Origin of the sequence: Motiliproteus sediminis, from assembly GCF_017912535.1 — a bacterium.
GTDB classification, from domain to species: domain Bacteria; phylum Pseudomonadota; class Gammaproteobacteria; order Pseudomonadales; family Balneatricaceae; genus Motiliproteus; species Motiliproteus sediminis.
The window spans coordinates 368,690-381,884 of sequence record NZ_JAERQK010000003.1 but is presented as its reverse complement, the minus strand read 5'-3'; the positions used below and the strand labels follow the sequence as shown (position 1 = coordinate 381,884).

Genomic DNA, 13,195 nt, shown 5'->3' with positions numbered 1-13,195 from the left:
CCGCGGCGCCCTTTTGAGCTATTAGCTATACCGTGCTATCCAGCCGCGGTTATTTCACCTGTTCTCCATGGGCCTGTTTATCCGCATGGTAAGAGGAGCGCACCAGCGGACCACAAGCTGCGTGCTTGAAACCCAGCTCTTTGGCGATACGGTTAAACTCATCAAACTCCTGCGGATGGACAAAACGATCCACTGGCAGATGGTTACGACTCGGCTGCAAGTACTGACCGATGGTGAGCATGTCCACGTCGTGGGCACGCAGGTCTTCCATCACCTTGACGATTTCGTCGTTTGATTCACCCAAACCCACCATCAACCCGGACTTAGTGGTCACTTCCGGGCAACGAGCTTTGTACGCCTTCAGCAGATCCAATGACCACTGATAGTCTGAGCCGGGGCGGACCTGTTTGTACAGGCGCGGCACCGATTCCAGATTGTGATTGAATACATCCGGAGGCGTCTGTTGCAACGCTTCCAGCGCGGGTTCCATACGGCCGCGGAAGTCCGGCACCAGAATTTCGACCTCGATCCCGGGGCTTAACGCCCGGGTTTCGGTAACACAGCGACCAAAGTGGGCAGCCCCGCCGTCGCGCAGGTCATCACGATCGACCGAGGTAATCACCACATATTTCAACTGCATGTCGGCAATAGCCTGAGCCAACTCCAATGGTTCCTTGTCGTCCAGCGGGTTCGGGCGCCCGTGAGCAACATCGCAGAAGGGGCAGCGGCGGGTGCAGATATCGCCCATGATCATGAAGGTAGCTGTACCTTTGCTGAAGCACTCGCCCAGGTTCGGGCAGCTGGCTTCTTCGCAAACGGAGGCCAGTTTGTGATGACGCAACCGTTGCTTGATACGATTCACTTCAGGCGACGCGGGCATACGCACCCGCAACCAGTCGGGCTTGCCGCGCATGGCATCGCGCTCGCTTGGAACCACTTTGACGGGAATGCGCGCCAGTTTTTCTGCGCCGCGCAGCTTAACGCCTTGCTCGACCTTGACCGAGCTCTTGTTGGATTCAGACATCGTTAATCCAGATGATGTTGCAAAAGAGTGGAAGTATACCCTAAGCGGCTGGTCAAGTATTCCACCAGCCGAGCGCTCACGTCAGCAACCTCAACGCCGGCGCGACAGGCGCTCAGTTGGGTCATTCTAAGGCCAGCGTAACCACAGGGATTGATCCGCTCAAAGGGGCGCAGATCCATATCTACGTTCAGCGCCAGACCGTGAAAACTGCAGCCACGACGAACCCGTAGTCCCAGCGAGGCGATCTTGTCACCGTTAACGTAGACGCCGGGGGCATCAGGTTTGGCAGCGCCCTCAATCCCATACTCGGCCAGTACCGCAACCACCGCCTCTTCCATCAGTGTCACCAGTTCGCGCACTCCGAGCTTGAGCCGTTTCAGGTCCAGTAGCAGGTAAGCCACCAGTTGCCCAGGGCCGTGATAGGTCACCTGACCACCACGCTCAACCTGCACCACGGGGATGTCGCCGGGCGCCAGAAGGTGCTCGGCCTTGCCCGCCTGACCCTGAGTAAACACCGGAGCATGCTGCAGCAGCCAGATTTCGTCATGGTCTGATTCGCCCCGCCGTGCGGTGAACGCACGCATAGCCTCAAGTACCGGTTCATAGGGTTGCAGGCCGAGCTCACGGATAATCACCCTGGTCATCAGATAACCATCTGTACCAAGCCGGTCGCCATCAATGCCTTGTGGATCGCTTTCAACTGGTCCGGCCCGGTGGCCGTGATGTGGCAACGTACGGAGACAAAGCGGCCATTACTACTGGCTTGAGCGCCAGTGTGATTAACATCGCTGGCATGCACACTGATAACGTCGATCACCAGCTTCTCAAAGCCAACCTGATTGCGGCCGATCACCTTGATAGGGTACGCGGCGCAGGGAAACTCAATTTTGGGAGCGTCGGGATTACTCATGATTGTCTAACACTGCTGTGGAGGTACGACTAGGCTTGCCGGACCTGTTGTTCAAATTGGCGATACAGGTTCGCCACTCGGGCCCAAAGCGGCCCTTTACGTCCTGTGCCCACGAGCTGGTCATCGAGCCGCAGCACCGGCACAATACCGCGGGTGGAGCTGGTGATCCAAATCTCATCAGCGCATTTCACCCGCTCCACCGCCACTGCCTCTTCACGGCAGCAAATGCCGTCTGCCGTGGCCAACTCAAGCACCAGATCGCGGGTTGTTCCGCCCAGGATAAACGGGCCATTGGCAGGCGTTACAATCCCCCCCTGCTCCACGATCAATACATTGCAGGCCGAGCCTTCAGTTAACAGGCCGTCACGAACCAGTATCGCTTCCTGAGCTCCGGCAGTGAGCGCCTGCTGCAACATCATCACATTGGCCAGTAGCGCGGTGGACTTAATGTCGCAACGCTGCCAGCGGATATCGTCGATTAAGGTGGCAGTTATCCCAGCGACCCGCTCGGGATCACCTTCTAACGCGGCCGGAATCGCGTAACAATAGGCAAATACCGTTGGCTCCAGTCCCTCGCTATAGCGGTGATTACGCTGGGCCTCACAGCCGCGGGTAACCTGAAGATAAACCGCCTGATCACCGCCGCCGTTGCGTGCCACCAGCTCTTCACACAGAGCCGCCCAATCCAGCCGATCAGCGATTGCGACCGCCCGCAGACTGCGCTGCAGACGTTCCACATGTTCCACCAGCCGGAATCCCTTACCGGCGTAAAAGGGAATCACCTCATAGACGGCGTCCGCAAACAGAAAACCGCGGTCAAAGGCGGAAACCAGAGCCCGTTCACGGGGCAGGTAAGCCCCGTTCAGGAACACCGTCTCGCTCATGAGCGTGTCCGCGTTAGCTGATCAGGCTGTAGAAAAAGAGCAGGATCGCGTGCCAGATACGCTTCATCAGACTGCCCTCTTCGACGCCTTCCAACGCCACCACCGGGGTATCCAGAATCGGCTCACCGTTGAGAGTGATGTTAACGGTACCAAAACTGTCGCCGCGAGAGACGGGGGCCTTGATCACAGAGTCGAGATCGAGTGCCACGGACATGGCGCTGCTCTGCCCACGGGGAATGGTCACTGAAATCGGCGTGGTGACCCCCAGCTCGACGCTATCTTTAACACCAGCCCAGAGTTTGGCCTGATTCAGCACTTCGTTGGCTTGGTACAGTTGGACCGTTTCGTAGTAGCGGAAGCCGTACGCCAGCAGTTTCTGGCTTTCCTGCGCTCGCGCCTCTTCACTGCTGGTACCCATAACCACGGAGATCAGGCGCATGCCGTTACGCTCTGCCGAAGCCACCAGACAGTAACCCGCCGCATCGGTATGACCGGTTTTGAGACCGTCAACGGTGCTGTCACGCCACAACAGTTTATTGCGGTTAGGCTGGCGAATCTTGTTATAGGTAAAGTACTTCTCAGCGTAAATACCGTAGTGCTCGGGATAATCACGAATAATTGCGCGCGCTAGCAGAGCCAGATCGTAGGCGCTGGTAAAGTGATCGTCAGCCGGCAACCCGGTGGCATTTTCAAAATGTGAGTTGCGCATACCCAGCAGCTGCGCATGCTGGTTCATCAAGTCGGCGAAGGCGCCTTCGCTACCGGCAATATGTTCTGCCATGGCGACGCTGGCGTCGTTGCCTGACTGGATAATAATCCCCTTCATCAGGTCACTGACTTTCACTTGGGTGCCCTCGCGAATAAACATGCGCGAACCTTGGGTGCGCCACGCTTTTTCACTCACCAACACCAGATCATCTTTGCTGATACTGCCCTTTTCCAACTCATAGTCGATCAGATAGCTGGTCATCAGTTTGGTCAAGCTCGCCGGCGGCAGCTTTTCGTGTTCGTTGCTGGACACCAGGACTTTACCGGTCTCGGCATCCATCAGAACGTAAGCAGACGCCGCCAGACTGGGCGGAGCGGGGATTAAAACCGGCGCCGCAGAGGACGCGACAGCAGTAAACAGAATGCTGATAAGAACACTAAGCTTGACGAAAATTCTCATAATAAAACGACTATTTAGGGGGTGATAACGAGAGAAGGCGATAACTGTAACCAATGGCTCAGGGCAAGTCTACCACGGCCACCGGCGGCAACCCGGCCGCCGTTAGCAGCGCTTCAACATCAGCGCTGGACGTTTCCGGTGCCAACGGCCCGACCCGCACCCGATAGAGCGGACGGGGCTCATCACTCGTACTGACACGCACCGGTGTACCAGGTAGCAGTGACTGAGCGCGGCGCTGCACCGACTCGGCTGCGGCACGGCTGGAAAACGCTCCCACCTGCAGCATTGTGACCGGCAGCCCAGCGGACGGTTCCGCTGCCGCACGCCCTGCCGCGGCCTGATCGGTAAGCCATTGACGGGGATTGATTGCTCTCAGCTCAACCCTCGCCGTTCCCCGCTCCAACATACCCAAGCGGAAAGCTGCCGCGTAAGAGAGATCGATCACGCGTCCATCATGGAACGGGCCACGATCGTTAACCCGCACCACCACCTGACGACCGTTTTCCAGATTGGTTACCTGCACGTAGGTGGGCAGTGGCAGATGTTTATGGGCCGCGCTCATGGCATACATATCATACACTTCGCCATTGGAGGTTTTGTGGCCGTGAAACTTGTTGCCGTACCAGGAGGCGACACCTCGCTCGCTGAATCCGTCGCTGCTGGCGAGCACCTCGTAATGGCGACCAAGCACCTGATAGGGCGACCGATTTCCACCGCGACTGAGCGGCTCTAGCCGCGGTACAGCGTCCGGCACATGCGACAGGTCCACAGTCCCTGCCGGGCCATGATCCTGGTCGATGGCATAACGTGACGGCGGCTGGCCGGAGCAGGCGGCCAGCCCGAGCATCAGGGCAACCGCGGCAGCTCGCTTCAGGACTGCTGCCATTGGTCCCGGATCGCCTGACTCAGTTGATAGACTGCCATGGCATAGAGATGACTGTGGTTGTAGCGCGTGATCACATAGAAATTCGGCAGTCCCAACCAGTATTCTTCGCCCTGGTTGATCTCCAACCGCATCGCAGTAGCCTGGGTATCAGCGGCCACAGGCACGGTGGGACGCACGCCCCGCTGGCGCCACTGCTCCACGCTGATTTCCGGTTTCAGTGAACCGTTGAACTGTGCAGGGTCAGCACCGGCGCTCACTTCTGCCCTCACCGTTACCGGGGCCCCGGCTGACCAGCCGTGGCGCTTGAAATAGTTGGCCACGCTGCCGATGGCATCGACCGGGTTGGTAAGAATGTCACGCTTGCCATCGCCATCAAAATCAACCGCGTAGTTGCGGTAACTGCTGGGGATAAACTGGCCAAACCCCATGGCTCCGGCGTAGGAGCCCTTCAGCGATGCCACCTCCAGCGGCTCCTCCCGGAGCAGATAAAGAAGCTCGCGCAGCTGACCCTCAAAAAAAGCCCCCCTTGGCGGATAATCGAATGCCAGCGTGGCTAACGCATCCAGCACCCGGTAGTTGCCGGTGATGCGCCCATAATGGGTTTCAACCCCGATAATCGCCACGATGATCTCGGCCGGTACCCCATAGGTATCACTGGCGCGCTGCAAGGTATCGGCATGCTCTTTCCAAAACGCTACACCGCGCTCGATCCGTTTTGGCTGGATAAAGATATCGCGGTACTCACCCCAGCTTTTGACCCTTTCAGCCGGTCGGGAGATCGCCTTGATGATAGAGTCCTGCCGCTGGGCATCACTCAGCAGCTGTTCGACGTAGGAGCGGTCAAATCCTTCGCCGACCATTTTATCGACAAAGGCCCGGGCCTGTGGGCTATCACTGTAACTAGCAACAACAGCACCCGGGCTGAGTAGCCACAATCCCAGCAGCATGCCCGGCAGAGTGTTCCGTTTAACCGGTTTGGGGTAAAAAAATCGCATTCAGACCGACCCTCCCTATTCAGCGGGTAACATTTAGCGAGTAACCATTTAGCGAGTAACCATAGTGCGATGAGTATGGATAGACATGATGATGCCAAAACCGGCCAGCAAAGTAACAATGGAGGTGCCACCAAAGCTCACCAGAGGCAACGGCACGCCGACTACCGGCAAGATGCCGCTAACCATACCGATGTTAACGAACACATACACAAAGAATGTCAGTGACAGGCTGCCGGCCAGCAAGCGACCGAAGGTATCCTGTGCATTGGCAGCAATATAGAGCCCCCGGGCGATAATACAGAGATAGATAGCCAACAGCGCCAGCACGCCCATTAACCCCAGTTCCTCGGCCAGTACCGCGATGATGAAGTCAGTGTGGCTTTCAGGCAGAAAGTCCAGCTGCGACTGGGTGCCATTAAGCCATCCTTTACCATAAATGCCGCCGGATCCAATCGCCGTTTTCGATTGGATAATGTTCCAGCCAGCCCCAAGGGGGTCACTTTCCGGGTTCAGAAAGGTGAGCACCCGCTGGCGCTGATAGTCACGCATCACCATCCACAGCAGGGGGCCGCTGGCAGCGGCGAGCGCGGCGGCGGCCAGTACATAGCGCCACAGGATACCTGACAACAAAATGACAAATATGCCGCTGGACGCGATCAACAGCGAAGTTCCGAGATCCGGCTGTTTTGCAATCAACAGTACCGGCATCGCCATCAGCACCAGAATCACTCCCACATGGCGCAGACTCGGAGGCAGAGGCTTTTCAGCAAAGTACCACGCCAGGGTCATCGGCACGATCAACTTCATCAGCTCCGACGGCTGAAAGCGGGGCAATCCCGGCAGTTGCAGCCAGCGCTGCGCACCTTTGGCACCGACTCCGACCAGCAGTACCGCTATCAAGGTGCCGATACCGATCACAAACAGCCACGGCGCGGCGCGGCGAAAGTGGCGCGGATTGATGCAGGCGATAAGCATCATCACAACAAACGCGACCCCATAACGGATGAGTTGACGCTCTACGGCCGCGACACTCTGTCCGGATGCGCTGTAAAACACGAAAATGCCGTAGCTTGCCAACAGCAGCAGCAGCGACAGCAGAATAAAATCAAGATGGGTATAGGACCACAGACTGCGACCACGGCGCAGATCAACGGCGGCTTCCGGCATCGTCCTTTGAAAATCGCGGTAATTCATCAGCCCTGATCCGCCAACTGAACATCCTTCTGTCGGAGCATGTAAAAGTCAAAAAGTTCACGCGCGACCGGCGCCGCGGCACTGCTGCCACCACCACCATTCTCCACCACTACCGCAACGACAATCTGCGGATCTCGCGAGGGTGCGAAGCCGACAAACAGGCCGTGATCGCGCAACCGCTCTGCCAGCGCCTCGGCATCGTACTCTTCGTCCTGTTTTATCCCGACCACCTGCGCGGTACCGGTTTTGCCGGCTATACGGTAATCCGCCCCCTGACCCGAGCGGCGCGCAGTACCGTGCTCACCGTGCATCACCTCCTCCATGGCGGTGATGATGTGATCCCAGTAGCCATCCCTCTTCAACTGCACGTCCGCCAACTGTTTGCGCTCTGGCACAGGCAGTTCAAATTCCGGTTCATCAATTACTCGTTGCAGCATGCGCGGGTTAACCCACCGTCCCCGATTAGCAATCACCATGGTTGCGGTAGCCAGTTGCAGCGGAGTCGCCACCATAAAGCCCTGGCCAATGCTCAGGTTGAGGGAATCGCCGGTGTACCAGGGCCGCCCGCGGACTCGTCGTTTCCATTCCTTGCTCGGTAAAATCGCGCCGTTGGCTTCAGGCAGATCAAGACTCGTAACCCGGCCGAAGCCAAAACGCCCCAAATAATCGGACATGGGGTCTACCCCCATCCGGTGGCCGATATCGTAAAAATAGGTATCGCAGGACTCGGCGATCGCCGTTTTTAGATTGACCTTACCATGCCCCCAGCGCTTCCAGTCGCGGTAGTAACGCCCACCCTCGGTCAACTGGTACCAACCGGGGTCTGAAATGGTATACGCGGGGCTGACGGTGCCACTGTCAATGGCGGCCAATCCGACCATCATCTTGATCGTTGATGCCGGCGGATAACGTCCCCGGATGGCACGATTGAACAGGGGTAGGTCTTCCGACTGTTGCAGCGCGCGGTAATCCCGGCCGCTGATGCCGGTAACAAAGAGGTTAGGGTCGTAGCCGGGATGACTTACCAAGGCCAGAATTCCGCCCGTACGTGGATCAAGGGCTACCACCGCCCCCCGCTGCTCGCCAAGGGCCTGTTCCGCTGCCAGCTGCAGCTCGATATCCAGATGCAGGCGGATATCTTGCCCCGGTTGGGGGTCCTCCCGCTCGAGCACACGCAGAATCTGGCCCCGGGCGTCGGTCTCCACCTTTTGCAGGCCGACCTTTCCATGCAGGCGGTCCTCGTAGAACTTTTCTACTCCCAGCTTACCGATGTGATGGGTAGCACTGTAGTTCTGCTGGTCAACACGCTCCAGCTCCCGCTCATTGATTCGCCCCACGTAGCCCAGGGCGTGCACCAGCGAACTGGCATACGGGTAGTAGCGGGTCAGATCGGCATCGATCTGTACCCCGGGTAGGCGATGAAAATTGACCGCAACCCGGGCGATCTCGGCCTCACTCATGCGAAATCTCAACACCACCGGCTCATAGGGTCGCCGCCGTTCGCGCAAGCGCTTGTGAAAGCCGGCGATGTCGCGCTCGGTCACTGGTACCAGTTGCGCCAGCTCGGCGATGGTGGCGTCAATATCATCGGTACGTTCGCGCACAATGCTGAGATTATGGGTGGGCCGGTTGTCAGCCAACAGTCGCCCGTTGCGATCGTAGATCAGCCCGCGAGTTGGAGCGATAGGCTCCAGCTGAACCCGGTTGCGATCAGAGATGGTGGCATAGCGATCATGTTCGAACACCTGCAAATAGACCATCCTCGCAGCCAGTGCACCCATCAGCAGCACTACTACGGCAAACGCCAACAGGGTGCGACTGGCGAACGTCCGGCGCTCACTGAGATGGTCTTTGATGGGGGAGTGACGACGCATGAATATGGCTACTTGTGGTAGGGGTGACCCTTGGTGATAGTCCAGGCGCGATAGAGTTGCTCCGCCAGCAACACCCGAACCAGCGGATGCGGGAGGGTCAACGGCGACAGCGACCAACGCTGCTCAGCCAGCGCCAAGGCACGGGAGTCCAAGCCGTCCGGGCCGCCAACGAGCAGACTGATGTTGCGCCCGTCCATCTGCCAGACCTCAAGCTGGGTAGCCAACTGTTCCGTACTCCAGGCTTTGCCTTTGACATCCAGCGCGACCACCCGGTCGCCTTTGCCGATAGCGGCCAGCATGTCGTCACCCTCGCGGGCGATAGCGCGGGCGGTATCGGCATTTTTCCCCCGGTGCCCCAGGTTCAGCTCCACCAGTTCGAGACTCAGTTCCGCCGGCAGGCGTTTGACGTACTCTTCATAGCCATTGGTCACCCAGCGCGGCATCCGGGTTCCCACCGCCAGCAAGCGAATCCGCATGTTTCAGGCCTCTTCGATGGCGTCCGGTCCCCACAAACGCTCAAGATCGTAGAACGCACGTGTGGTCGGTTGCATGACATGAACCACCACATCACCCAGATCCACCAGCGCCCACTCACCACCGTCAGTGCCCTCAACCCCCATGGGAATTTCACCGGCGTCCTTGGCGGCGCATACCACCGCTTCAGCGGCGGAGCGAACATGACGATTGGAAGAGCCACTGGCGATAACCATAAAGTCGGTCACGCTGCTTTTTCCACGTACATCAAGCACAAGAAGATCTCGCGCCTTAATCTCTTCCAGAGTGGTTTCCACCAACTGGATCAACTTTTCTGTTTGCATAAACCCTCAGTCGTGAGAAGTAACATAAAGACCCTGCTCGCGAATAAAACGCCAAACCGAGTCTGGTATTAAGTAGCGAGGCGAACCGCCACGAGCGATCACCTCCCGTATCTGGGTCGCCGATATTGCCAACGGGGTAAACTCCTGCCACAGCACGCCCCCCGCCGGCCGTCGTCGCAGATCCGCCGGATCCGAAAGTTGGTGGCAAACAACCCAATCGGCCAGCGGGTGGTCAGGTGACAACACCCAGCCAGGGCGGCGCACAACCACAATATGGGCCAACTGCAGCAGCTCCTCCCAGCGGTGCCAGCTCTGCAAACCCAGCAGGGCATCAGTGCCGATGACCATGGCTAGCGCACAATCCGGTCCTAACTCTGCCCGTAACGACCCCAGCGTATCGACACTGTAGGAAGGGCGGTCAGAGCGCAGCTCGCGATCATCGGCCAGCAAGCCAGACTCTCCCTCAATGGCCAGCTCAACCATTCGCAAGCGCTGCTGGGCACTGATGGAGGGCCGATCTCGGTGTACCGGCCGGTGACAGGGAATTAAATGGAGCCGGTCTGGGTGGAGCCGATCTCGAAGCTCCAGTGCAGTACGCAGATGGCCATGATGAACGGGATCGAAGGTCCCCCCCATCATGGCCACCAGCGAAGGCCTTGTATCAGTCGACACGTTATTGGCGGATATGTCCGTCACCCAGAACCACGTATTTCTGTGAAGTCAGACCTTCCAGTCCGACCGGGCCACGCGCGTGAATTTTGTCCGTGGAGATACCGATTTCGGCACCCAACCCATACTCGAAACCGTCGGCAAAACGGGTAGACGCATTGACCATCACCGAGCTGGAATCCACCTCGGTCAGAAAACGCCGCGCCAGGGTGTAGTTTTCGGTGACGATCGCATCGGTGTGATGCGAGCCGTAACGGTTGATATGTGTGATCGCCTCATCCATGGAGTTGACCAGTTTGATCGCCAGTACCGGTGCCAGATACTCGGTGCTCCAGTCCTCTTCACTGGCGGGCACTGCATCCTTGAGCAGCTCAACCGTGGCGGCACAGCCACGCAGCTCCACGCTCTTCTCTGCGTACAGACCGGCCAGATCCGGTAACAGCGACGCCGCCACCGCGCGATGAACCAGCAGTGTTTCCATGGTGTTACAGGTACCGTAACGATGGGTCTTGGCGTTGAGCGCGATCGACAGCGCCTTGTCGCGATCGCACTCGGCATCGAGATAGACGTGACAAATGCCATCGAGGTGTTTGATCACCGTAACCCGTGCGTCGCGACTGATACGCTCAATCAGCCCCTTGCCGCCGCGCGGCACCACCACATCGACATACTGCGGCATGGTGATCAACTCACCCACCGCAGCACGATCAGTGGTTTCAACCACCTGTACCGCGGTTTCCGGCAGCCCGGCAGTACTCAATCCCTGGCGAATACAGGCCGCAATTGCCTGATTGGAGTGAATCGCTTCCGATCCGCCCCTCAGAATAGTTGCGTTTCCTGACTTGAGACACAGGCTCGCCGCCTCCGCAGTTACGTTAGGACGAGATTCATAGATGATCCCGATCACCCCCAGAGGTACCCGCATCTTGCCCACCTGGATGCCCGATGGCATGAAGTTCATATCGGTGATACCGCCCACCGGGTCCGGCAGTGCCGCGACCTGTCGCAGGCCTTCGACCATGCCGTCAATCCGTTCCTGGTTCAGCTCCAGTCGATCCAGCATCGCCGCGTCCAAACCGCTGGCCCGGCCCGCTTCCAGATCGCGTACGTTAGCGGCGATCAGCGCGTCGCGCGATTCATGAATGGCTTCGGCCATCGCCAGCAAGGCTTTGTTCTTGAGGCCAGTATTCGCCCGTGCCAATGCAACAGCCGCCTCACGCGCCTGCTGCCCCATTCGTGTCATGTAGTCTTTGACGTCCATCGACCCACCTTTTGCTCACATTGCGGCGATTATAACGCGATCATCTCCCCCGTTGTACGCCTTATTCCGAACCTGCCCTTAACCCATTGGAAGGCTCTTGCTATGATGCGCGGAACATCACACAGGACTCCCCCCAGGCATGAAGATCGGCTTACCACAGCACGCGCTTTTTGAACGCTTTGGCCGCTTACCGGTGAGCGTCAAAATTCTGGGACTGCTGGCGGTCTGTCTGGGGCTCAGCCTAGTGCTGACAACTACCCTGTTCGATCACGAAATGCAGCGCTACCGCGGCCAGCAACAGCAACAGCTGAGCGAACAACTGGGGCGCCAAAGCGCTCAGGTTGCAGCCACCCAGATACTCTCCAAGGACTGGGTTAGCCTGACGGTAACGGCCAACCAGTTGATCGAGCACCCACAAATCAGCGGCGTTACCATCGTTGATGCCAGCGGTGAACCACTGGCCCAGGCTGGCAACCGGCAACAGACACCGCATAACACGCCCATAACCCTCAACGGTACAGAACTGGGCGAGATTCAACTTTATCTGGACAGCGGACCACTGGCACAGGAGTTGTCGCTGGCGTTCTACCGCACGTCGCTGGCCGCCATCACCACTGTGCTTGGCTGCTGGCTGGTGCTGTTTGTCTACCTGCGCCGCTTTGCTGCCCCGCTGGCGGAGCTGGTGCGCGCAACGGACGAGCTCCTTCACGGCGACAGCATCACTCCCCTGCGCCAGAGCGGTGCAGATGAACTCGGCCGCATCGCCGCCAATCTTAATCAGCGCTTTGCCCGGCCCGAGCCCGAAGTTGAAACTGAAGCCCCCCCCGCTCTCGCAACCGCCGCCGAGACCCCGGCAGCTTCGCCGGTCGCTGCTGGCGACAGCCACTGCAGCGATGCCGCCACCCAAACGGCAACAACCGACGCCAGTCATTCACCATCCTCGCTATCCCCCGCTGCCCACTATCTGTTCTACGTGGACCATTGCAGCACCGCGAGTGAGAACCTCACCGCCGATGAACGGGCCCGGCTTCTGGAGCCCTATCGCCGCAGCCTGGAGCAGGTCAGCCACCTGTACAAAGGGGTGTTTGAGCTCGACGATGAGGGCAACTGGTGGGTAGGATTCAACCAACTGGACAACGAGCACAGTCATGGCATCAACGCCTTGTGTGCCGCACAGCTTTTCAACGCTCTTTACCGTGGCACCAATCAGCGCGCCATCCGGCAGATGCAGCCGGTTGCTAACATCAAAATGGCACTACTGGGCGGCAACGAATCCTTCGCCGCCCTGCTGCAGGAAGCCCCGCTGCTGTGCCGCGCCGTTGAAGCGAACCAACTGATCGTGGACGAGCAGCTATTCAGTGTGCCGCAACTGCTGCAACGGCTGCTTCAGGATGCCCAGTGCCGTTCACTCGAGCAGCCGGCACGCCTGCTCTCCAGCCTGGGCCCGGACTATCAGACCCTGATCGACCAGCAAGCCGAACACTTTCTGAAACAGCCCTAGACGAGCGCCAC

General features: G+C 58.7%; 14 protein-coding genes. 1 reads left to right on the top strand and 13 read right to left on the bottom strand.

What is annotated here, in order from left to right:
* Window positions 1-49: 49 nt before the first annotated feature.
* The 13 genes from lipA to JJQ76_RS08625 are packed head-to-tail and all read right to left on the bottom strand — an operon-like array spanning window position 50 to window position 11,683.
* A complete protein-coding gene (gene lipA / locus JJQ76_RS08685) occupies window positions 50-1,024 on the bottom strand; it encodes a lipoyl synthase (RefSeq protein WP_210396386.1) in 975 nt (324 codons plus the stop codon).
* A 2-nt stretch (window positions 1,025-1,026) separates the two neighbouring features.
* Window positions 1,027-1,668 carry a lipoyl(octanoyl) transferase LipB gene (gene lipB, locus JJQ76_RS08680; protein ID WP_210396385.1) on the bottom strand — a complete coding sequence of 214 codons (642 nt, stop codon included), beginning with the start codon at window positions 1,666-1,668 and terminating at the stop codon, window positions 1,027-1,029.
* Window positions 1,668-1,934 carry a DUF493 family protein gene (locus JJQ76_RS08675; RefSeq protein ID WP_210396383.1) on the bottom strand — a complete coding sequence of 89 codons (267 nt, stop codon included), beginning with the start codon at window positions 1,932-1,934 and terminating at the stop codon, window positions 1,668-1,670. Before JJQ76_RS08675 ends, lipB begins: the two co-directional genes overlap by 1 nt.
* Window positions 1,935-1,963: 29 nt before the next feature.
* The gene (locus JJQ76_RS08670) at window positions 1,964-2,818 is read right to left on the bottom strand and encodes an aminotransferase class IV (RefSeq protein ID WP_210396381.1); all 855 of its coding nucleotides are present in this window, start codon (window positions 2,816-2,818) and stop codon (window positions 1,964-1,966) included.
* A gap of 13 nt (window positions 2,819-2,831) precedes the next feature.
* On the bottom strand, window positions 2,832-3,986 hold the full coding sequence (locus JJQ76_RS08665) for a D-alanyl-D-alanine carboxypeptidase family protein (protein WP_210396379.1): 1,155 nt from the start codon (window positions 3,984-3,986) through the stop codon (window positions 2,832-2,834).
* A 58-nt stretch (window positions 3,987-4,044) separates the two neighbouring features.
* Complete coding sequence (locus JJQ76_RS18140; RefSeq protein ID WP_281411971.1) at window positions 4,045-4,872, bottom strand: septal ring lytic transglycosylase RlpA family protein; 828 nt, start codon at window positions 4,870-4,872, stop codon at window positions 4,045-4,047.
* The gene (mltB, locus tag JJQ76_RS08655; protein WP_246480487.1) at window positions 4,857-5,867 is read right to left on the bottom strand and encodes a lytic murein transglycosylase B; all 1,011 of its coding nucleotides are present in this window, start codon (window positions 5,865-5,867) and stop codon (window positions 4,857-4,859) included. Before mltB ends, JJQ76_RS18140 begins: the two co-directional genes overlap by 16 nt.
* A 48-nt stretch (window positions 5,868-5,915) precedes the next feature.
* Window positions 5,916-7,061, bottom strand: coding sequence for a rod shape-determining protein RodA (gene rodA, locus JJQ76_RS08650; protein ID WP_210396377.1), 1,146 nt, complete (start codon window positions 7,059-7,061; stop codon window positions 5,916-5,918).
* On the bottom strand, window positions 7,061-8,935 hold the full coding sequence (gene mrdA, locus JJQ76_RS08645) for a penicillin-binding protein 2 (RefSeq protein WP_210396376.1): 1,875 nt from the start codon (window positions 8,933-8,935) through the stop codon (window positions 7,061-7,063). Before mrdA ends, rodA begins: the two co-directional genes overlap by 1 nt.
* A gap of 8 nt (window positions 8,936-8,943) precedes the next feature.
* Window positions 8,944-9,411: a 23S rRNA (pseudouridine(1915)-N(3))-methyltransferase RlmH gene (rlmH, locus tag JJQ76_RS08640; protein WP_210396375.1), complete on the bottom strand. Its 468-nt coding sequence runs from the start codon at window positions 9,409-9,411 to the stop codon at window positions 8,944-8,946.
* Between the two features lie 3 nt (window positions 9,412-9,414).
* On the bottom strand, window positions 9,415-9,753 hold the full coding sequence (rsfS, locus tag JJQ76_RS08635; protein ID WP_210396373.1) for a ribosome silencing factor: 339 nt from the start codon (window positions 9,751-9,753) through the stop codon (window positions 9,415-9,417).
* A gap of 6 nt (window positions 9,754-9,759) precedes the next feature.
* Window positions 9,760-10,425: a nicotinate-nucleotide adenylyltransferase gene (gene nadD / locus JJQ76_RS08630; RefSeq protein WP_343232505.1), complete on the bottom strand. Its 666-nt coding sequence runs from the start codon at window positions 10,423-10,425 to the stop codon at window positions 9,760-9,762.
* 1 nt (window position 10,426) lies between these two features.
* A complete protein-coding gene (locus JJQ76_RS08625; RefSeq protein WP_210396372.1) occupies window positions 10,427-11,683 on the bottom strand; it encodes a glutamate-5-semialdehyde dehydrogenase in 1,257 nt (418 codons plus the stop codon).
* A 139-nt stretch (window positions 11,684-11,822) separates the two neighbouring features.
* Between JJQ76_RS08625 and JJQ76_RS08620 the strand changes: the two genes are divergently transcribed.
* A complete protein-coding gene (locus tag JJQ76_RS08620) occupies window positions 11,823-13,184 on the top strand; it encodes a HAMP domain-containing protein (protein ID WP_210396370.1) in 1,362 nt (453 codons plus the stop codon).
* The last annotated feature ends 11 nt before the right edge of the window (window positions 13,185-13,195 follow it).